The 21,000-nt window shown below is 58.9% G+C and carries 15 protein-coding genes; 9 read left to right on the top strand and 6 right to left on the bottom strand.

What is annotated here, in order from left to right; translation table 11 throughout:
• The first annotated feature begins 10 nt into the window (after positions 1-10).
• From selA to LAO20_09330, 3 genes are all read left to right on the top strand, one after another.
• Complete coding sequence (gene selA / locus LAO20_09340) at positions 11-1,426, top strand: L-seryl-tRNA(Sec) selenium transferase (GenBank protein MBZ5531623.1); 1,416 nt, start codon at positions 11-13, stop codon at positions 1,424-1,426.
• A gap of 132 nt (positions 1,427-1,558) precedes the next feature.
• On the top strand, positions 1,559-2,095 hold the full coding sequence (locus LAO20_09335; GenBank protein ID MBZ5531622.1) for a DUF488 domain-containing protein: 537 nt from the start codon (positions 1,559-1,561) through the stop codon (positions 2,093-2,095).
• A gap of 134 nt (positions 2,096-2,229) precedes the next feature.
• A complete protein-coding gene (locus tag LAO20_09330; protein ID MBZ5531621.1) occupies positions 2,230-3,624 on the top strand; it encodes a hypothetical protein in 1,395 nt (464 codons plus the stop codon).
• A 16-nt stretch (positions 3,625-3,640) separates the two neighbouring features.
• Here LAO20_09330 and LAO20_09325 read toward each other — a convergent pair whose 3' ends face one another.
• The 4 genes from LAO20_09325 to dtd form a co-directional block, all read right to left on the bottom strand.
• Positions 3,641-4,405 (bottom strand): hypothetical protein, encoded by a 765-nt coding sequence (locus LAO20_09325; protein MBZ5531620.1) that lies wholly within the window; start codon positions 4,403-4,405, stop codon positions 3,641-3,643.
• 177 nt (positions 4,406-4,582) lie between these two features.
• Positions 4,583-5,647: an HD domain-containing protein gene (locus tag LAO20_09320; protein ID MBZ5531619.1), complete on the bottom strand. Its 1,065-nt coding sequence runs from the start codon at positions 5,645-5,647 to the stop codon at positions 4,583-4,585.
• 69 nt (positions 5,648-5,716) lie between these two features.
• Positions 5,717-7,429: a GAF domain-containing protein gene (locus LAO20_09315; GenBank protein ID MBZ5531618.1), complete on the bottom strand. Its 1,713-nt coding sequence runs from the start codon at positions 7,427-7,429 to the stop codon at positions 5,717-5,719.
• A 689-nt stretch (positions 7,430-8,118) separates the two neighbouring features.
• Positions 8,119-8,583: a D-tyrosyl-tRNA(Tyr) deacylase gene (dtd, locus tag LAO20_09310; protein ID MBZ5531617.1), complete on the bottom strand. Its 465-nt coding sequence runs from the start codon at positions 8,581-8,583 to the stop codon at positions 8,119-8,121.
• A gap of 333 nt (positions 8,584-8,916) precedes the next feature.
• Here dtd and LAO20_09305 point away from each other — a divergent pair, with 333 nt between their 5' ends.
• The 6 genes from LAO20_09305 (at position 8,917) to LAO20_09280 (ending at position 16,014) form a co-directional block, all read left to right on the top strand.
• Positions 8,917-10,257 carry an amidohydrolase gene (locus LAO20_09305; GenBank protein ID MBZ5531616.1) on the top strand — a complete coding sequence of 447 codons (1,341 nt, stop codon included), beginning with the start codon at positions 8,917-8,919 and terminating at the stop codon, positions 10,255-10,257.
• Positions 10,258-10,259: 2 nt separating this feature from the next.
• Positions 10,260-11,564, top strand: coding sequence for an amidohydrolase family protein (locus LAO20_09300; GenBank protein MBZ5531615.1), 1,305 nt, complete (start codon positions 10,260-10,262; stop codon positions 11,562-11,564).
• Between the two features lie 214 nt (positions 11,565-11,778).
• The gene (locus tag LAO20_09295; GenBank protein MBZ5531614.1) at positions 11,779-12,003 is read left to right on the top strand and encodes a DUF2905 domain-containing protein; all 225 of its coding nucleotides are present in this window, start codon (positions 11,779-11,781) and stop codon (positions 12,001-12,003) included.
• Positions 12,004-12,740: 737 nt separating this feature from the next.
• Complete coding sequence (xseA, locus tag LAO20_09290) at positions 12,741-14,117, top strand: exodeoxyribonuclease VII large subunit (GenBank protein MBZ5531613.1); 1,377 nt, start codon at positions 12,741-12,743, stop codon at positions 14,115-14,117.
• Positions 14,118-14,256: 139 nt separating this feature from the next.
• Positions 14,257-15,618, top strand: coding sequence for a phosphoglucosamine mutase (gene glmM, locus LAO20_09285; protein MBZ5531612.1), 1,362 nt, complete (start codon positions 14,257-14,259; stop codon positions 15,616-15,618).
• Between the two features lie 141 nt (positions 15,619-15,759).
• A complete protein-coding gene (locus LAO20_09280) occupies positions 15,760-16,014 on the top strand; it encodes a hypothetical protein (protein MBZ5531611.1) in 255 nt (84 codons plus the stop codon).
• Between the two features lie 94 nt (positions 16,015-16,108).
• Here the strand turns inward: LAO20_09280 and polA are convergent, their stop codons facing one another.
• Complete coding sequence (gene polA / locus LAO20_09275) at positions 16,109-18,865, bottom strand: DNA polymerase I (GenBank protein MBZ5531610.1); 2,757 nt, start codon at positions 18,863-18,865, stop codon at positions 16,109-16,111.
• 578 nt (positions 18,866-19,443) lie between these two features.
• Entirely contained in the window at positions 19,444-20,508 is a 1,065-nt protein-coding gene (locus tag LAO20_09270; protein MBZ5531609.1) for a hypothetical protein, read from the bottom strand.
• Between the last annotated feature and the right edge of the window lie 492 nt (positions 20,509-21,000).

Here is a 21,000-nt window from a genome sequence, read left to right as displayed (position 1 = left end):
TCACGTAGCCGTGAAAACCACTTCCAAATCCGAGCTCTACCGCCTGCTGCCTTCCGTGGACGAGCTTCTGCAAAGCCCGGAACTGACGCCGTTGTTGGCGCGCGAAGGCCAACCGGCGCTGGCTGACGCTGTACGCGCGGTGCTCGACCAGTTGCGCAATGAGATTGCCGCCGGGAACCTGGCTACGGACGCAGCCGTCCAGATCGCCGTGGCCGGTCTGCCGGACGCCATCACCCGCCAGTTGCGTTCAGCCATGGAGTTTTCGCTCAAGCCGGTGATCAACGCCACGGGCGTGATCCTGCATACCAACCTGGGCCGCGCGCCGCTGGCGCAGGCGGCCATCAAGCGCATCGCGGAAGTTGCCGGCGGATATTCCAATCTTGAATTCGACATCGCGGAAGGCCAGCGCGGCAAACGCGACGTCCACGTGGAGCGGCTCTTCGCGCGCTTGCTGAACCAAGATGGAGTCACGGGCGTTCGTACCGTGGTCGTGAACAACTGTGCTGCCGCGGTGATGCTGGCGCTGAACACGCTGGCTGAAGGCGGAGAAGTGATCGTTTCGCGCGGTGAGCTGGTGGAGATCGGCGGATCGTTTAGAGTCCCGGACGTCATGAGCAAATCCGGCGCGGTGCTGCGCGAAGTGGGCACCACCAACCGCACACGGATTCAGGACTACGAACAGGCCATCAACGAAAAGACCCGGCTGCTGTTGCGGGTGCATCGCTCCAATTTTGCGATTATCGGATTCACCGAGCAGCCGTCGCTGGAAGAGCTTTGCGCACTCGGCCGCAAACACAAGATCCCTGTCATGGAAGACCTGGGCGGCGGGGCCCTGGTGCCGCTGCGCAGCCTGGGCGTGAATGAAAGCAGCCTGGCGGACAGCCTGCGCGCCGGCGCCGACCTGGTCACCTACAGCGGCGACAAGATGCTGGGCGGCCCGCAAGCCGGCATGCTCAGCGGGCGCGACGACCTGATCAAGCGCGTGCGCTCCAATCCGCTGTTCCGCGCCCTGCGCGTGGACAAGCTGACTTACGCCGCGCTGGAAGCAACTTTGATGGAATACGTCCGGCAGAACCACGAAGCAATCCCGTTCCTGCGCATGATGCGCATTCCCGCCGATGAAATCCGCAAACGCGCCTGGATGCTGCAGGAAAAACTTTCGTCGGCCCGCCTGCTGAGCTCGGAGATCGTCGGCGGCGAATCGCTGGTGGGCGGCGGTTCCGCGCCTACGTCCACGCTGCCGACTTTTCTGCTGGCGCTGACCGCGCAATCCCTCAGCGCGGACGAGCTCTCCGCTCGACTGCGCCTGGGCACGCCGGCGGTGATTGCTCGCGTGGAAGAAGGCCGCGTCCTGCTGGACCTGCGAACGGTTTTGGGAAATGAAGAACGGGAGTTGTTGCAGGCGTTGATGGAAATTGGGGGATAAACCAGTATTTAGTGTTTAGTACTTGGTATTTGGTATGTGTTATCTCATTCCAAGTTCTGGGCTGTTGGCCAAATTTCAAATACTCAGTATCAATGACCCCGGCTGTTGGCCAAGTACCAAATACTAGTACCAATGACCTGCATCTTCACCATCGGCCACTCCACGCGCGATCTTGCTGAATTCTCCCGCGTCTTGCAGGCGCATGAGATTCGGCTGCTGGTGGATGTCCGCGCGTTTCCCGCTTCGCGCCGCCATCCCCACTTCAGCCGCGAATACCTGGAGTTGTGGCTGCCGGAGATCGGCCTGGACTATGTGTGGGAAAAAGATTTGGGCGGCATGCGCAAGCAGCAGATGCCGCCGGACAAGTCGCCCAACTTTGCGCTTCGGGAAGACGCCTTCCGCAATTACGCCGATTACATGCTTTCGCCGGCGTTCCAGAACACCATTGACCGATTGGTGGAGCGGTCCGTGAAGCAGCGCACGGCGATCATGTGTGCGGAATACCTGTATTTTCGCTGCCATCGCATGCTGGTATCAGATTATCTGGTGAGCCGCGGCCACCAAGTGCTGCACATTGTGGACGAGAATCCTCCCGGCGAACATAGATTGACCAAAGAAGCGCGGATCATTGAAGATAGGTTGGTTTACCGGGGCGACTATCTTCTTTGAATAGCTGTGCTGCCCTCGTCCTTAGCTAGCGGGAAGGACCTGATGTGGACTATACCAAGCGGTTTATGGTCGTTGCCTGATCAGCGTGCAGGCCGCCGCGACTATGTGTCGGGCAAAGTAAACTGAGTACTTGCATGGACACTCGAGCTGTAATACGCGTGACTTTGAGCATGCTGATGACCGCCAACCTGGCCAGGACAGTCAGCGCCCAGGGCCGCTACCCTGATCCCGGAGACACCACCAGCGCAGTGAGCCTTTCCAAAATTACATCTCCAGGCAGTGTTCCATTTCATCTGAAAGCAATGATCAGTGAACCTGGAAAAAAGAACTCTTCTTACCGGGCCCGGATCGAAGAGTTCTGGGTTGCCCCTGACAAATGGCGCCGTTCGATTGAATCACCGCAGTTCTCCCAGACGATGATTGTCAACGGCGACAAGGTGTTCGAACAGCACACCGGAGACTATTACCCGTTTTGGCTTCGCGATCTGGTCACCGCCATGATTGATCTTCTCCCGGAAGACTTCAGCCGGAAAAAGTCCAACGCGAAGAAGCCCGAAGCAGCCGAAGACCCGCTGACTGTCCCAATGGACCGCGGAACGGCTCCCGCCAGTGGACCATTGATCGGGGCTACCCCGATGACTCCCGGCAAGATTTACCGGTCTGGTTGTTCCACTTGGGAAGAACCAGTGGGAACGCCACCTTTACGCAATTCGGTAGTGCACTCCATCTGCGTAGAAGCCAGTCAGCAACTGCTCATGTCAGTCAGCAACCCGACTTTTTCCGCCGAATTCCTGGACTACGCGGCGTTTGGGCAAAAAATTGTGCCTCGCCGCATCGTGCTTTCTTCCGGGCCAGAGACACATATTGAAGCCCAGATCAAAGAGCTGTCCCAGATTCGGCAGCCCAATGAGGCCCTGTTTTCTGTTGCGCAGCCTACCGCGGAAGTAGAGCGCGTGCAATCACTTCGCTTGAGCGAAACCGAAGCGCGCAAGCTGCTGTTAAATTCTCCAGAAATCGCCTGGAATCCTGTACACGAGGGAAAGACCAACGGCGTGATCAGCGTGATGGTTTACGCTGACAAAGAGGGACGCGTTCGCGAAACCTGGCCGCTGAAGTCGGACAATACTTTCGTGCGCGACCAGGCGCGCCAGGAGATGTTGAAATGGCGGTTCGAGCCGGTTAAGCGCGACGGCGCTCCCGTCCAAACGGAGTTCACCATGACGTTGCCCTTTCAGACGACGATCGTGAACCCCATCCCGCTGCTATCGAATGCGGAGGCCCGCAAAATAGCGATAGGACAATCAGATCCGCGTTTCCTGACCACTACATTCCCAAAAGGCACCGAGTTTAAGGTGCGTATCACCGTAAATGAGCATGGGCGCGTTGAGCGCATAGAAAATGAGTACAAAATTGATCTTGGCCTCTTCTACGGAGCGGAAGCTGCCCTCCGCTTATGGTTGTTCACGCCCTACAAGGTCAACGGAAGGCCGCAACGTTTCAATGCTGACATCGTGTTTCACGTGCAGTAGTGGCGGTCAACGGCCACTACTTCACCTGAATCGCCCGCTTGAGCGTGAACGAAAGCGAAGACTCCACCGGCAATACGATTTCTTTGTTGCCGGTCATTCCAGCGCCAGCGGTGCCTGCGCCGCCGCCGGCCACCGCGCCAATCGCCGCGCCTTTGCCGCCGCCGGCCAGTGCGCCAATAACGGCTCCGGCTCCAGCGCCGCCGGCAATCAGTCCGGTAGAGCGCTTGCCTTTGCCTTTAAGTTCGCGTGACACCACGCCGGTCACAATGGCATGCTCACGTCCGTGGATGCTTACCGAATTGAGACGCACCTGCAGCAACGCTCCTCCTTTGAAATGGCCCATGGCTTTGGCCGCCACCACCATCCCGCGGGCCGAAGCGCCCTTTTCAATCACGGTTTCGCCGTTGACTCGCACCGGAACGGCCACGGTCGCGGAGAAGCTCTGGCCGTCCTGGCTTTCCTTGGAACTCAGAGTCTCGCCCAGGCGGACGGTGATCGTCTTGCCCACCGGAATCACGATAGGTTCCGGAGGCGACGTGGGTTCAGGAGCAGGTTGGCTCGCCGCCGATCCGCCACTGGCAGTGCTGCCCGCACTGGGCGCATTGCCACCGCTTGGCGCACTTCCGCCACTGGGCGCACCTCCGCTTTGGGCGGCGCCCGGCGACGCACTCGTGTTTGGACTGGAGCTGTTGGGGGCCGGCGGCGCAGATTTGCCACACCCAAGAAGAAAAGCCAGCACCAACAACGCCGCAAAATTCATCAATCTTAAAGCTTTCATCATCAGTACCCCTTTTCGTACGGCCAGATGGTTTCAGTTCTACCAATCATTCTTCTTCTCAGCAATGCACGAGGGCGCGTGCACTCTTGGACGAAATGGTAATGATTCAAAAAGGCTGAAACGGAGGCCGTTCCCGGCTGAGCCACTGCGAATAGAAAACCTGGGCGCTTGCTGCGCAGGCTACGGCTCTTCGCCCGATGTTTCGTCCGCAGGCGAAGCTTGGCCCTTGTCGGCTTCCGGCGGCGCCGGCGGCTCCTGGGCTTCGCCACCACCCGCTTTCAGTCTGTCCAGCAATCTCTTGGAATTCAGCAGCGGACGCTCCAGGCTGGGGTTGTAAGCCGTCCAGTCGGCGCCGGGCTCGCGTTGGAAGTGGGCGCGCATGGCTTCCATTTTGGAATCCAGGTCGTCCAGGTAGTGAAGCATGAGCGCTTCAGGAAACATAGGCAGCTTGGGGCTGCCGAACTCGTATTTGCCGTGATGGCTGATGATCAGGTGCTCGATCAGTGTCTTGTATTCCTCCGGGAACCCTGGCACCAGCGCGACTTTTCCATGCAGCATTTCCAGCTCGATCACCATATGGCCCAGCAACTGGCCGCGCGTGGTGTAGCTGAACGAACGCGCAAACGCCAGCTCATGCACTTTGCCGATGTCATGCAGAAACGCGCCGGTCAGCAGCAGGTCGCGATTGATCTGCTCCGGGTAGTTGCGGCAGGCCAGGTCGCAGAGCTGGAACAGTGAAACCACGTGGTCCAGCAGCCCGCCGATGAACGCGTGATGCAATGACTTTGCCGCCGGCGCGGTCTTGTACGCCTGCTCAATCTGCGGATCAGCCATGAACGCCTGCAGCAGCGCTTTCAGATGCGGGTCCGTGATGCTGGCCACGAACTCGCCCAAAGTGCGCCACAAGCCATCAATGTCCTTGGTGGTGCGCGGCAGGTAGTCTTGCACGTCCACTTCAGCTTCCGGCATGGAACGCAATTTATGGACGGTGAGCTGGAAGCGGCCGTTGAACTTGTTGATCAGGCCGCGGACTTTTACAAAGTCGTTCTGCTCGAAGATGGAGATGTGGTCGCTGACGTTGTCCCACATCTTGGCGTCAATATGCCCGGTGCGGTCCGCCAGCGTGAGCGCCAGGTACAGGTCTCCGCTCTTCTTGGGCTTGGCTTGTTTCGTGACCACCACAAAAGAAGATGTAATGACCTGGTTTTCAAAGCGGGCCGAATCGGCAATATAGAAGTCTTTCATGCGTGTTCGTTCTGCAATCCATCTTACTGCACTTTGTCATGAAAAGCGCGAACGTCGGAAGGGTGGTGCTCAATACGCGCGCGCTTCAACTTTCCAGCTCTGGTAGATCTTCGCGGCCTTGAAGATGCCGAACAGGTGGGGATCAATCTCATTGTCTTGCACAGCCAGGTCCAGAATTTCGAGCGCGCGCTCCACGGAAACAGCTTTCTTGTAAGGACGGTCAGCCGCTGCCAGCGCGTCAAAAATGTCAGCGATGGTCATCATGCGCGTCTGCACTGGAATCTCTGGCGCGGAAAGCTTGTACGGATACCCGGTGCCGTTCAGCTTTTCATGGTGCCCGCGGGCGATCTCGGTCACGTTGCGCAGCTCGCTGGTCCACGGAATCTGCTGCAGGAAGTTCACGGTATGAAGCACGTGGGCTTCAATCTGCACGCGCTCGCCTTCGTCCAGCGATCCCCGGCGAATGGAGAGCAGGCGCACCTCCTCCGGCGTGAGCAGCGGGCGGACAGCCCCGTCCAGGTCCCTGTAAGCGATGCGGGCAATTTGCTCCAGGTCTTCAAAGCTGCCTTCCGGCAGCACCGTGGGCTCGTTGGCCCAGATCACGGCTTCCAGGTACTGGTCCACTTCGCGCAGCGCGCCGCCGAGTTTGCAGTCGAAGTCCTTCCGCGCGGCCAGGAATTCTTCGCGGCCTTTTTCCAGAAGGTATTTCATCTGCGACTGCAGCACTTCATTTTCCAACGTGCGTCGCACAAACCCGAAGCGCTGTTTGATCAGCTCCAGTTGTTCGGGATAAAGCTTCTTGGCTTTTACCAGGACTTCTTCGCGCACGCCGACCTTGCCAAAATCATGCAGCAGGCTTGCGTAGCGGATCTCCCGCATCTGGTCGCGAGAAAAATTCACCCCAGCATAAAGGCCGCTGTCCTCGCGGTCTACTGCCTCCGCCAGCGCCAGCGTCAGGTTGGCTACGCGGAAGGAATGCCCGGAAGTGGCCGGATCGCGGGTTTCAATCGCGGTGACCGACGCGCGCACAAAGCCTTCAAACAAGCGCTGGATGTCCTCATACAGCCGGCTGTTTTCAAACGCCACCGCGGCCTGGCTGGCGAGCGAAAGCACAATTTCCTGCTGGCGGGCGCTGTAAGGGACCACGTACGCGTCCACTGCTTCCAACGAATCCAGCCGGGCGCCAAAGGCGCGCTTGGCGTTGATGAGTTGCAACACGCCCAACACTTGCTCTTTCTGGTTGCGGATGGGCACCGCCAGAATCGAGCGCGTGCGATAACCTGAATCCTGGTCGAACCTGCTGTTGATGCTGTACGGCACGCCCGCCGGCAACTGGTACGCGTCTTCAATGTTGACGATTTCCCCGGTCAATGCCACATAGCCGGCGATGGAGTGCTCGTCAATCTCCATGGTGATTTCGCGGAAAGGCACTTCCACCGTGTCATTCTGTGCCAGCTTAAAGCGCAGTTGCTGGCCCACGGTCTCGTCCAGCGCGTGAACTCCCGGGACCTGGTTCTGCGGGCTGCCTCCGAACAACAGCGACTGTTGTACCCGCCCGGAGGCAACATTCTCCACAATGTAGATGGAGCCTGCGTCGCTGCCGGTAAGCTCGCGCGCCTTGGTCAGGATCAACTCCAGCAGCTTCTCCGGATCATGTTCCGCGGAAAGCGCCACCCCAATCTGGTTCAGCTCATGAATTTCCTGGCTGGCTCCGGCCAGGCGCTGGTTTACCAGGTGACGGGTGTGGACCAGATGAATGTGGTCCAGCGCGTTGTCCACCATGCGTTCCAGCAAGGTCTCCGGCACGTCGGCGGGAAAGTACGCGTACACCGCTCCGTCATTGCGCGGATCTTTGAAGCGATGGTTGGTAAGCGCCAGCACCCGGGTGTTGGGGACGCGGAGCTGGTTGTAATAGCGCTCGACCAGATCTTCCTTGGAAACCAAGACAATCCGCTCCAGGTCCGCGCCTTCCCGTCGCATATTCTCAAACGACACGCGGCGGAACCGCTGCACGCCGACGAAATACCGGCTGGCCACCGGATCGTCCTCAAAGTAGGCGATGATCGGCAGCGGGCGGGTGCCCGGCGTTTCGTATCGTTTTGAAAAGACGGCTGTGCTCATTCCGGGGGACTCGCGGCGCAAGAAATTAAGAGATCAGTCCTGGTCACAATTACGTAGGGATTTGGTCAGTATTACTCAAACCTGCCGGTTTGGGAACAGGGACACGTACCAGAGTAACGTTCAGGCGAATTCACACTGATTCCTGGCGGATTCCCGCGAAAATTGATTCCATTCCGGCAAAATGCGGCAGGAGCGCTCTTCGCCTTAGAAAGTGACTGCCTTCCTGGCCGCAATCCGGAAAACATTGTGCAACCGGGCCAATAGGCCTTGCAGAGGTGGGTGCGGGACGGCAGTCCCCGCTGGGACGCCGATGAAAACCAAACCTTTCGTAACTCCGCCGATAAGCTGATTCAAAAAGCTTTTTCAGAATCCACCAGGATGGTCACCGGCCCGGCGTTCACCAGTTCCACGTCCATCATCGCCTGGAACTGGCCGGTTTCGCAGCGCAGGCCGGCGGCGCGCACCTCGCCGACAAAGTATTCATACAGCCGCTTGGCTTCTTCCGGGCGGGCCGCGTCGTCAAACGACGGCCTCTTGCCGCGCCGCACATCGCCATAGAGCGTGAACTGGCTGACCACCAGGACTTCGCCCGGCCGGTCCTGCCCGGCAATGTCCTGGACGGAAAGATTCATCTTGCCGGCATCGTCTTCAAAGATCCGCAAGCCCAGGATTTTCTCAACCAGATAGTCCGCGGCAGCTTCGTTGTCAGTCTTTCCCACTCCCAGCAGCACCAGCAGGCCCAGTCCAATCTGGCCTACGGTTTCGCCTTGCACCTGCACGCGGCAACGCGCTACTCGCTGGACGACCGCCCTCATGAAACGCCCGCCTCTTCGCCGGTGACGGCCTCATCGAAAGCAACGGCCCGGACGGCGCTCCAATTCTCCGCTGTCATTTCCTCCATCGCTACGTCTGATAGGTTGTTCCTCGACATGGGCTGATTATAGCTTCGTCCGAACTGGCGTTCCCTGGCGTGGAGATCGCGGCCCTAAATCTCTGGCCGCAAGTGGCACGGAAGAAAACTCAATCAGGTTGACTCCAGCAGCAGCCGCATTGACGGGAGCAAAGCAGCACTCATAGAATCGGTTTCCTATTTCTCTCATCAAGGAGTTTGCAATATGGCGCGTCGCTCTGTTGTGTTGTGTCGGGTGATGCTGTTCACGGCTTTTCTTCTGTCCGGCAGGTTCTTGCCGGCGCAGAGTGCCGCGCAGCCTTCCCCAACAGCAAAAAATTCAGTTGATTCTGTAAGCAAGGATTCCGGCTCTACCGCTACGCCGCCGGCCGCTCACCACGACGTGGTCATCAAAGGCGCCACGTTGCTCACCGTGACGCACGGCCGCATCGAGAATGGCAGCCTTTACATCCATGACGGCAAGATCGCTGCCGTGGGCAAGACCGTGGACGCCCCCTCCAGCGCCACGGTGATTGACGCCGCCGGCAAATGGGTGATGCCCGGCATCATTGACTCCCACTCGCACATCGCGCTGGATGATGACGTGAACGAGCCCACCAGCCCCATCACCCCGCACATGATGATGAAGGACGCCTTTGACTATGACGATAAGGGCATCTATCGCGCGCTGGCCGGCGGTGTTACCACCTCGCTGCTGCTGCATGGCTCGGCCAACATGATTGGCGGGCAGTCCATTGTCATCAAGCACAAGTACGGCATGGGCAAGGACGATTTGCTCTTCCCCGGCGCGCCCCAGTCCATCAAGTTCGCCAGCGGCGAAAACCCCAAGCGCGTGTACGGCTCGCGCAACCAGCTTCCTGCCACCCGCATGGGCAACTTTGAAGTGATGCGCGCGGCCTTTATTGAAGCCCGCGAATACATGCGCACCTGGGACGACTATGACGCTAAAGTCAAGAAAGGCGACAAGGACGCCACGCCGCCCAAGAGAGATTTGAAACTGGAGGCCCTCGCCGACATCCTTCGCGGCAAGCTGCTGGTGCAGATCCACTGCTATCGCGCCGACGAGTTCCTCACCGAAATGGCCCTGGCCAAGGAATTTGGCTACAAGATCCGCGCGTTCCATCACGCGCTGGAAGCCTACAAAGTTGCCGACAAGATTGCCGCCAACGGCGTCGCCGTGGCCACCTGGCCGGACTGGTGGGGCTTCAAGTATGAAGCCTGGGACGGCATTCCTTGGAACGCCGTCATCAACTTGCACAACGGTGTGCGTGTGGCCATCAAGAGCGATTCCGGCGACGTAACGCGCCGCTTGAACACAGAAGCCGGCAAGATCATGCACTACGGCAACGTCAGCGAAGAAGACGCGCTCAAGATGATCACCTTGAACCCGGCGTGGATCATCGGCGTGGAAGACCGCGTGGGCTCGCTGGACGTGGGCAAAGACGCCGACATCACCATCTGGAACAACTATCCGCTGGGCTCCAATGCTCTGGTGGACAAAGTATTGATTGACGGCGACGTGTTCTTCGATCGCTCACTGCCCGGACTGGGCCTGACCCACACCAAGGAGGGCCAATAACCATGCTGAAGAAAATCCTCATCCCTCTTTTGTTCCTCGCAACCGCGGCCTGCGCCCAGTCAGAAAAAGCCCAGTCCGACAAGAGCGAGACCATCGCCTTGAAGGGCGGCAAGCTGCTCACCATTTCCCACGGCGTCATCGAGAACGGTGTGGTGATCATGCACAACGGCCGCATCACAGCCGTTGGCGGCGCGAACACGGCGATTCCCAAGGGCGCCAAGATCATTGACGTCACCGGCATGACCGTCTATCCCGGCCTGATTGATTCGGAAACGCACCTCGGCCTGACGGAAGTCCAGGCCGACCGCATGACCAACGACACGCTGGAACCCAGCGACGAAATCATGCCCCACATGCACGTCTACGACGCGTTTCACGCGGAAACCGCGCTGATTCCCGTGGCGCGCATCAACGGCATCACCAACGCCATCGTCGCGCCGGCCAATGGCGATACTCTTCCCGGTCAGGATTCGTTCATCCAGCTCGCCGGCAAGTCGGCGGAAGAGATGCTCACGGTGCGCGACATCGCCATGCCGCTGAACTTTACCGGCACGCAACGCCGCAACCAGAATTTTGACCAGGCCAAATTTCCTTTTACCCGCATGGGACTCATCGCCCAGCTGCGCCAAGCTTTCATTGACGCGCAGGACTACGAGCAGAAGATCGGCGCCTACGACAAAAAGAAAGCCGCCGATCCCGACAAAGCCGGTGCTCCGCCCAAGCGCGACCTGAAGTTCGAAGCTCTGCTGCCTTACCTGCACGGACAGAAGCCGGTGGTGCTGGCTGCGGAACAATCCAACGATCTGCAGACCGCCATGGGACTGGCCAAGGAATTTCATCTCAAAATAATTCTGAACCATCTCTCGCACTCTTCCGCGGTGCTGGACCAGGTCGCGGCCAGCGGCTTTCCCGTGATTGTCGGCCCCATCTACGAAGAGCCCAAGGAAAACGAGCGCTATGACGCGGTTTACAGGATGCCGGCGGAGATGGCCAAGCGCGGCATCAAGATCGCGTTTGCGTCCTATGAAGCGCACAACGTCCGCAACTTGCCGTACGCGGCTGGGTACGCCTCGGCTTTCGGCCTGCCTTGGGAAGAAGCCCTCAAGGCCCTGACCCTGAACCCCGCGCAGATGTGGGGCGTGGACAAAAACCTGGGCTCGTTGGACGCGGGCAAGATGGCCAACGTGGTCGTGGCCAACGGCGATCCCCTGGACGTGAAGACTGACGTGAAGCACGTCTTCATTGCCGGCGAAGAGATTCCGCTGGTGAACAAGCAAACACAGTTGCGCGACCAGTACTGGAAGTAAGACAACCCGCAGCCGCGAATCAACGCGAACAACACGAATCAGGAACTAGCTTTTCTGATTCGGGTCTATTTCGCGTAATTCGCGGCTTCGTTTCGTCGCTGTGCTCCACACCGCTTGCGATTTTCCTTCTTGCCGCGATTCTTCTGCTTTACCGCAGGCGGCTCGGCGCGCGAGTCGGCCTCGCCGCTCGTCCTACGGTCTAAAATAATTCTGTATGACCGAACTGGGTAAACTCCTGCTGATTCTTGGCGGCGTGATCTTCGCCATTGGCGCTGTGCTCTTGCTGGCAGGAAAGTTCAACCTGCCCCTGGGACGCCTGCCCGGCGACTTCGTTTATCGCGGCAAGCACACAATATTTTATTTTCCGCTGGCCACCTGCATCATCGTGAGCGTGGTTCTTTCTCTGATTCTGTGGCTGGTCAACCGCAGAGGTCATTGAGCGCAGGCGGGCCAGATGGCAGGCGGCCGGTGCTGGGTGCCTGCTTTGCGGCAAGCGCCCTGATCAAATCAGACTACTGTGTGAGGTCGGGAGGAGGCGGCGGCGGCCCTTCCGGCTGGCAATAACCTGCGGTACCGCTCACGACGAAGCAATAACAGGGCTTTGCACAGGTTGTTGTTGTCTTTTCGCAGGGGCTCCCGCAAGCGGTCACGCCCGTGGAGCTAGCTCGTAGTTGGCGAACCGAGAGCGCGCCGGCTGAGAGCACGGTCATGAACATTGCCGCAGTCACAAGCTTTTTCACCATCGTTCGTCCTCCTTGTTTTGTTGACTCATTTTGTGGGTGCAGGCGCCGGGCCTTCCGGCTGGCACACGCCGTTGGGATTTGTGTCAGTCAGGCCAAAGCAATAACACGGCTTTTGACAGTTGAGGTTGGAGCGACTGCAAGCGCTTCCGCAGGCGAGACCCGCATACGTGCTTTTTCTCAATTGGCGCGCGGACAGGGCGCCTGCAGAGAGAGTTGCCGCCAGCATTGCGGCTAACAATACTTTTCTGAGCATGGTGCTGCTCCTTTCAGGTAAGAGGCCGGGAAGTACTTGCAATGCTCGCCGGTTCGGCACCTCCAAGTCTTACAAATCGTATCTCTGGAGATCGCGGATTGTGCCTCTTATTTTGATCGGACGCCTCGAGTCCGGCCCATTTTGGAACAGCTATCTTTTAACTGTTAAACTGCAACGGGAATGGATATCGAAAACCAACTCGGCTTCACCTTCACCCAAGCGCCGTCACGCAGCATATGGCGCGTAGCAGACCTGGTGAGCGCCGTGCGCACCACGGTGGAACGCGGCTTCACCGATATTTGGGTGGAAGGCGAAGTCTCCAATTATCGTCCCGCCGAGTCCGGCCACCTTTATTTCACCCTCAAAGACGGTGACGCTCAGCTTCGCGTCGTGATGTTCCGCAGCCAGGCGCGCTTGCTGCGCTTCCGCCCGGACAACGGCATGCAGATCGTGGCCCGCGGCCGCATCACGATCTACGACGCGCGCGGCGAGCTGCAACTCTCCGCCGAATTCCTGGAGCCGCTGGGCGCGGGCGCTCTGCAACTGGCATTTGAGCAGTTGAAAGCCAGGCTGGCACAGGAAGGACTGTTTGAAGCGTCGCGGAAGAAAGCAATTCCGCAGTTGCCGCGCCGCATTGGCGTGGTGACCTCGCCGCGCGGTGCGGCCCTGCAGGACATTCTCAACATTCTGGCGCGCCGGCATGAGAATGTCAGCGTCCTGATCTATCCCGCGCAGGTGCAGGGCGACGCTGCGGCGGAAGAAGTCGCCGCAGGTTTGAAGTACTTCAACCGCGCCAAGAACGTTGACGTCATCATCATCGCGCGCGGCGGCGGCTCGGTGGAAGATCTGGCGGCGTTCAACGATGAGGCCCTGGCCCGGACCATCGCCGCGTCCACGCTGCCGGTGATTTCAGCGGTGGGCCATGAGACGGATTTCACCGTCGCGGACTTCGTCGCTGACCTGCGCGCGCCCACGCCGTCCGCTGCCGCAGAGCTGGTGATTGATTCCAAGCGCCAGTTGGCCGAACACCTGGAGCATCTGCGCCAGCGCCTGGCCCGGGCCGCGCGCTACCGCCTGCTGATGGCGCGCAGCCGTCTCACGGAGTTGGCCCAGAACGGCGCCTTCGCTCGCACACAGGATTTGCTGGGTCGCCGCGCGCAGCGGCTGGATGAACTGGTCTTCCGCCTGGCTACGGCCTTTACTGAAGGCCTGCGCGAATATCATCGCCGCCTGGAGGTTGCGTCGTCTCGCGTGCTGCATTTTGATTTTCGCCGCGCGCTCACCTTGACCCGCACGCGCCTGGACGCCAGCTCCCGCGCGCTGCTTCGCGCCATGTCGGCGCGGCAGGCGGAAGATCGCGCCAAACTGAATGAGCTTTCCGTCAAGCTGGACGCGCTCTCCCCCATGAAGATCCTGGATCGCGGCTACGCGTTGGTGTTTGACGCGCAAGGCCAGTTGGTCAGCGACGCCTCCAAGCTCAGGCCCGGCGACCAGGTTTCAGCCCGCGTCTCCAAGGGGACCTTCACCGCGGAGATCAAAGAAACCAAAAAACACTAACCCAGAGGACACAAAGAACACGAAGGTGAAGCAGGCTTTCCCGGTCACCCGTTGCTATGTTGGCACGCGTTCTCAGCCTTGTTCTTGCTCCCTCTGCGTCCTCTCTGCCCTCTGTGGTAAAAAGAGACGGGTGACGAATTTGAGAAGACTTTTTGGCACAGACGGAATCCGCAGCGTCGCCGGTGAATACCCACTCGACCAGGCCACCATCTTTGCCGTGGGCCGCGCCTTGGGCGACCATCTGCCGTCCGGGCCGCGCCGCGTGGTGATCGGCCAGGACACGCGCGAATCGAGCGCCTGGATCGCCGGCGTTCTCTCCGCCGGATTGCGCCAGGCCGGAGTGGAAGTGAAGTCTGCCGGCGTTATCACCACACCGGGCGTCGCTTACGTCACGCATACCCGAGATTTCTCCGCGGGCGTAGTGATCTCGGCGTCGCACAATCCCTGGCAGGACAACGGCATCAAAGTGTTTGGCGGCGACGGCTACAAGCTCCCTGACGCCACCGAACTGGAGATCGAAACCGAGATTTTTTCGCTGTTGAATTCCTCCAGCAAAGACGACGCGGCAGCTTCAGCAAACGCCGCGGTCACTGAAGATCCCAGCTTGCGTTCTGCTTACATCAACTGGCTGGCTGCCCATCCCATTCCCCGCGCGGAGAAGCTCAAGGCGGTGGTGGATTGCGCCAACGGGGCGGTCAGTGCGATTGCCCCGGAGGTCTTCCGCCGCTGTGGACTGCAAGCGGAGTACACCCACAGCTCGCCCAACGGCCGCAACATCAATGAAAATTGCGGGGCTTTGCATCCGGAAGTCGTTGCCCGCGAAGTGGTGGCGCGCAAAGCGGACCTGGGCATCTGCTTTGATGGCGACGCCGACCGCGCGCTCTTCGCCGACGCTGCCGGCACCATCGTCAATGGCGACGCCGTCATGCTGCTCCTGGCGCAAGAACTGAAGTCACGCAACGAGTTGGCGCATGACACTGTAGTCGCCACAACGATGTCCAACATGGGGCTGGAAATTGCGCTGCGTGCTTCCGGTATCACGATGCTGCGCGCGCCCGTGGGCGATAAGTATGTGCTGGAAGTAATGCAGAAGACCGGCGCCGTGCTGGGCGGCGAGCAGTCCGGCCACATTATTCTTTCGCGCGAAGCCACCACCGGAGACGGTTTGCTTACCGCTCTGCGCGTGTTGCAGGTAGTCTGCCGCAGCGGCAAGTCTCTGGCCGAGTTGGTAAGCAGCTTGAAAGTTTTCCCGCAAACCATCAAGAATGTGCACGTGCGGGAAAAGCGTCCGTTGGAACAAATTCCGGAAGTCATGGCCGCGATTCGCCAGGCTGAGGGCGAACTGAACGGCGACGGGCGCATCAATGTGCGCTACTCCGGCACTGAGGCTCTGGCGCGCGTCATGGTCGAAGCCGCGGACGAAGCAACGGTGCATCGGCTGGCGAACAGGATTGCCGCTGCGCTGGAAGCCGCTCTGGGGACCGGCGTTGTCTCGGCGTGAGTACATTGTGCGCTTCTTTTCTCGATTTAGCCGGTGCGTGATCTTTCGTCCCCTCACTCTGCTTGTATGTCTCGCCTTGGTATGCGATATTCCGGTTACTTGAGTCCTGCGACCACAATCTGGTTGAAGCGGTCAGCGCTCGTGCTGGTCCTATCCGGCGCGGCGTTGTTTATGCTGCCCCAGTTCGTCAGAGCAACTTTAGGCGTGGCGATTACAACGGTGGCCCTGTTGGGCTACGTGGCCATCTTTGCCGGACTGCCGTTCCTGGCGTGGATTGTATTCGGCGCCTTCTACAAGATATTTCTCAAGCCATACGTGCGTGCCTGGCACATCAACCGCATCCGCAATGTCCGCTATCTCAAGGAAGCTGTTGAACGCGGCGAACACGGCAATTGAATCAAAGCTCTTTTGCCTTTGCACACCGGTAGCGCATTCACATGTGGCACCACGCGGAGCGCTAATTGCCAAGTGCTAATTGCCAATTGCTGTTCTACTCCACGTCCCTCCAGTTCGGCCCCACGCCAATCTCCACCAGCAACGGCACCTTCAACTCGTAGACCTTTTCCATCTTCTCGCGGACAAACTCGCGCATGGTCTCCACTTCGGCTTCCGGCACTTCGAACAGGAGTTCGTCATGCACCTGCAGCAGCATGCGGGAGCGCAGCTTGCGCGCGCGGAGTTCTTCGTCAATCTGGATCATGGCCAGCTTGATCAGGTCGGCGGCCGTGCCCTGCAGCGGCGTGTTGACGGCCGTCCGCTCGGCAAAGCCGCGGGCGTTGGCGTTCTTGCTGTTGATGTCCGGGATGGGACGAACGCGCCCGAACAGCGTTTTTACCTGCTGCTCGCGCCGGGTCTCCGCCAGCACATGATCAATGAAGGTCCGCACGCCTTTGTACTTTTCAAAGTACGCGTCAATAAACTTCTTGGCTTCGCGCTGTTCAATGCCGATCTGCTGCGACAAGCCGAAGGCCGAAAGCCCGTACACGATGCCGAAGTTCACGGCCTTGGCGCGGCGGCGATGTTCGGCGTCAATCATCAGCGGCGGCACGCCGAACACCTGTGACGCCGTCAGCGTGTGTATGTCATCGCCGCGGCGGTAAGCTTCCAGCAACAGCGGATCTTCTGAGAAATGCGCCAGCAGCCGCAGCTCAATTTGCGAGTAGTCGGCCGCCAGCAGGACGTGGCCAGGCTCGGCGATGAACGCCGCGCGGATCTCGCGTCCCAGTTCGGTGCGAATGGGAATGTTCTGCAAATTCGGATTCGTCGAAGACAAGCGCCCCGTTGCTGTGCCGGTCTGATTGAACGTTGTGTGCAGGCGATGCGTTTGCGGGCTCAGTAAAGCGGGAAGCGTGTCCACGTATGTGCTTTTCAGCTTGGAGAGCTGGCGATACTCCAGCACCAGCCGTGGGACTTCGTGCTGCTCAGAGAGCTCTTCCAGAACGTCCACCGCGGTGGAGATGGTCTTGCCCCGTCCGTACTTCACCGGCTTGGGCAGGTTCATCTTGTTGAACAGCACGTCGCCCAGTTGCTTGGGAGAATTGATGTTGAATTCGTGCCCGGCCTTCTGATGGATCTCAGCGGCCTTGGCGTAGCTTTCTTTTTCCAGGCGCGTGGAAAGTTCGCTGAGAATCGCCGTATCAATCTTGACGCCGACTTCTTCCATGCGCGCCAGCACCGGAACCAGCGGCAGGTCCATCTGCTGGTAAAGCGGCATCAGATTGTGAGTTTCCACTTCCTTCCGCAGGACGGCGGCAGCGCGCCCGGTTACGTCGGCGGCCTCCGCCAGCGAGCCGGCCAGCGTCTGGTTCAAGCTGCGCAGAGTTATCTCCGCCAGTGAATGCCGGGCATACGTGGGATTGAGCAGATAGGAGTAGAGCATGGGCTCGTCGCGGACGCCGGCCAGTTCCATGCCACGCGAACGTAGCTCGCGCAACGCTGCCTTGTAGTCGTGGACGGCTTTGGGGATTTTGTCGTCGCTCAGAAGCCGCTTCAACGCCGTGGCGATCTCGCTGTGATCCAAGGCCGCAGTCAAAGCCGAGCCGGCTTTCACTGAGATTCCCAGCCTCAGCGGCTTGTCGCCGCTTTCTTCCGCGACTAGCCACGACTGCTGCGAACCGAACAAGTCGCCCGGCTTATGTGACGGCCCTTCGTCTTCCGCTTCTGCGTCCTCTTCCGCGTCAGCCTCTGCAGCGGTGTGGACCTCAAACGCCAGGGCGACGATGCTTTGCGCTTTGATCAGCGCCTTGATCTCCTCGGCGGACTGCGCCTCGCCATACTGGGTCTCTTTCAGCTCCTGCGTCGGGGTTAGCTCCTTGAGCAGCGTGGTGAATTCCAGCTCGCTGAACAAGTGGCGCAGCGCGTCCACGTCCGGCTCGCCTGCCACCATCTGATTCAGATGCAGATCAACGTGCACGTTCTGATCAATGGTGACCAACTGCTTGCTCCACAGAATCATGTCGCGGTTAGTTTGCAGCGACTCGCGGTAAGTTTTGCGCTCGACCTCGTCCGCGTGGTTCAGCGCGTTGTCCAGCGTGCCGAAGCGCTTGATCAGGTCCACCGACCCCTTGTCGCCGATGCCCGGCGCGCCGGGAATGTTGTCCACCGAATCGCCGCGCAAGGCCATCACGTCAATCACCTGGTCAGGACGCACGCCCAAGACCTCTTCCACCTTGGGTGCGTCGTAGATCAAATTGTCTTTGGGCGGATTCAGCACGTGGACTTTGTCCGTCACCAACTGCAGCATGTCTTTGTCGCTGGAGACCACCAGCACTTGGTGCGACTGCTCAGCCGCCTTGCGCGCCAGCGTGCCGATCACGTCGTCAGCCTCAAAGCCTTCCTGCTCCAGAATGGGAATGCGGTAGGCTTCCAGCGCGCGCCGTATGTAGGGAACCTGCTGGACCAAGTCCAGCGGCATCTCCGACCGTTGGGCCTTGTAGCCGTGGTAAGCAGTGTCCTGAAAAGTTTGTGTCTTGAGGTCAAACTTTTTGACCGACGTAACCGCCTTGGCCTGTTCATCGCGAAACGTTGGCCCGGCAACGTCAAACACCGCCGCCAGATATTCCGGATTGAAGTCCGCGCGCAGCTTGCGCAGCATGTTCACAAACACAAACGTGGCCGCGGTGGGTACGCCGCTTCGCGTGGACATGGGCCGCTGCCGCGCCATGGCGTGATACGCGCGAAAGATGAAGGACATGGTGTCCAGGAGGAAGACACGGCCCTTCGGCGAAGTTGTGCTGGCTGTAACCATCGCTGTCATTCTTCATCATGCCCGGGAGAGCTTTTTCCGAAGTCTCGAGCGCAGCGAGAGACCCCTATCTCCACGATACTAGCCAGGGTACCTACCCCCTGTGTTCATCCCAATGTCTAAAAGACTTACGCGTCGCATCCCAATTTGGCGTGGGTTTGAGCGATGTCGCGGCGACCTCACGGTTTTCAATTACCCGATTTTGGCAATTTCGGCGATTTTGGCAATCTCCCTGCCCCACCCCGGGTACCTCAACTAGGATTCCAAAAGGCTTATGCGACGCATCCCAATGGGCCCCAGCCGCGCGGCTTTCGCGAGGCTGGGTAGAGTTTGGCGTGGGTTTGGGAGTAACGGGCGCACCACAAGCGCCATGCCAAGCACTCCATAATACTTACAAGCTACTGTAAATAAAAGGCTTATGTTAGCACAAGTCATGGCGAAATACAAGCGAAAAATGGGGCTGATCCCTTTGTAAGGTTCGTCTTCCGCAAGAGGTGCTTCGGATGGATCTTAATCGGAAGGAAGCGTTGGCTCACAGAATTGAGCTTCTTAGGACTTCCCCCTGAGGCAGGCAAATCCGCTTACTTCGGCTCAGCGTGATAAAAGTAGACAAATCCATCGCTCTTCGTGTTGGCAAAGATGAAGCCAGGTGGAACATAGCAGGTCAGTGCCCCGCCACCCCAAAGGCTGTTCAGAAGGTAGTTGGCAACTGAATTCCCTTGGAGATCGACGACTCGCACTATTCCGTCCGCTTGGGTGGCGCCTCGGCCCTTATGAAATACGAGCGCAAGTCTTCCCGGGGATGCCTTCATTCCTGTCGGAAACAGCGCCGGGTCACCAGAATCAACATTTACCGTACGGACTATTTCCCCCGCCGGAGAGATCGCATAGACAACGGCCGGTGAACTGGATCGCAGAAGATAGACATTGCCATCAGACCCCGCGACCGCCTCGCCCAACTCGACGGAGGCGTTACCAGTGCCGCCGGTGCTCTGCGAAATGCTATTCGAGTCGCCGGTTTCTGCGCTTTTCTTGAACCCTTCGTCTTCCGGCGAAGATAACTTCTTCACCATTCTGCCGCTGGCATCAAAAACAGCAGTAAAGGGTTCGTGCTGGTCTTGGCCTTGAGTTCCGCTCACCAGGAATTCGCCCGATTTAAAGACAGCAAACTGGTAAGCCATAAAAAAGGGCGCTTCTAGCTTGGTTTTTGACCTAATCGCTCCATCATCCCCAAAAGCAAGAACATAGACTTCCTTCTTTGGCGTCCAGCCGAGCTCATACATCTCACCCTTTGCGCCTACAAAAAAATCCGCAATGGATAAATCTTTTAATTGGCTCTCAGCGGTAGTAAACAGCCGTCCCAGACTGCCGTCAGCTTTGACTTGTTGGATCGGAACTTGAAACAACGTGCCGTCAATGGCCTTTTCGTGCACATAAAGACGGGTATAGACATTCCCGTCCTCGTCGCATGTCACTTTTGCCATCGGCCGTCCCTGTAGTTGGGTTTTGGTTATGGTTCCCGCGTTCAGCACGAGGGGACTCTCATTGGTCCCTGCAGCGCCAGATGGCGCTGCAGGCTCCTTCTGCGCCGCTGCGATTTGAGCAAGCAGAAGGCCGACGATCATAACAGGCCAACCGTTGGTCATCGGCCCCCTCCGATCTGGCGGGTCTCATGGATGGGGAGTTCAGAACTTGCGTCTTTCAGCCCTGGCAAAATGACGCCTTCGCCTGTCCGCAGGGATCCGCTACAGCTACTCGCCAAAAAGACTCGCGGATGAAATTGCATCACTCGGTGATCGACTGTGCATCTATCATTGTTATGAGAGCCCCCACCGCCCTGAGTACAACCGCCATCGGGTGCTGTGTTAGCTGTAGTGTATTCCGTTCCACAGCAATCTCCAAAGCCATTGAAACAATAACTCCCTGCATCTCCTCCAGCCACGCAAACGCCACCTACCTGCGTTCCACATCCCTCACCGCAAACGACAGTAATAGGTCTGGCAGCAAGCCCACAGCCTGCGGCTGATGCTTGAGAGGCAAGCACAACTACCAAGAGCAAACAAAGCAGTCCGCCGAACAACAAGTTGATCAGTTTCATTGTCATAGCTCTCCCTTGTAGATTTGTAACAACTGTAGCT

This window comes from Terriglobia bacterium (assembly GCA_020072815.1).
In the GTDB taxonomy this organism is placed as follows: domain Bacteria; phylum Acidobacteriota; class Terriglobia; order Terriglobales; family Acidobacteriaceae; genus Angelobacter.
Note: the sequence above shows the minus strand (reverse complement) of the source record. Positions and strands in the feature narration are given on the sequence as shown.

Coding starts and splice junctions, on each gene's coding strand:
- LAO20_09305 (MBZ5531616.1), top strand. CDS start 8,917: ATGCTGTTCACGGCTTTTCTTCTGTCCGGCAGGTTCTTGCCGGCGCAG.
- LAO20_09295 (MBZ5531614.1), top strand. CDS start 11,779: ATGACCGAACTGGGTAAACTCCTGCTGATTCTTGGCGGCGTGATCTTC.
- LAO20_09315 (MBZ5531618.1), bottom strand. CDS start 7,429: ATGGTGGACAACGCGCTGGACCACATTCATCTGGTCCACACCCGTCAC.
- xseA (MBZ5531613.1), top strand. CDS start 12,741: ATGGATATCGAAAACCAACTCGGCTTCACCTTCACCCAAGCGCCGTCA.
- LAO20_09330 (MBZ5531621.1), top strand. CDS start 2,230: ATGGACACTCGAGCTGTAATACGCGTGACTTTGAGCATGCTGATGACC.
- LAO20_09300 (MBZ5531615.1), top strand. CDS start 10,260: ATGCTGAAGAAAATCCTCATCCCTCTTTTGTTCCTCGCAACCGCGGCC.
- LAO20_09270 (MBZ5531609.1), bottom strand. CDS start 20,508: ATGACCAACGGTTGGCCTGTTATGATCGTCGGCCTTCTGCTTGCTCAA.
- LAO20_09325 (MBZ5531620.1), bottom strand. CDS start 4,405: ATGATGAAAGCTTTAAGATTGATGAATTTTGCGGCGTTGTTGGTGCTG.
- dtd (MBZ5531617.1), bottom strand. CDS start 8,583: ATGAGGGCGGTCGTCCAGCGAGTAGCGCGTTGCCGCGTGCAGGTGCAA.
- LAO20_09335 (MBZ5531622.1), top strand. CDS start 1,559: ATGACCTGCATCTTCACCATCGGCCACTCCACGCGCGATCTTGCTGAA.
- LAO20_09320 (MBZ5531619.1), bottom strand. CDS start 5,647: ATGAAAGACTTCTATATTGCCGATTCGGCCCGCTTTGAAAACCAGGTC.
- polA (MBZ5531610.1), bottom strand. CDS start 18,865: ATGGTTACAGCCAGCACAACTTCGCCGAAGGGCCGTGTCTTCCTCCTG.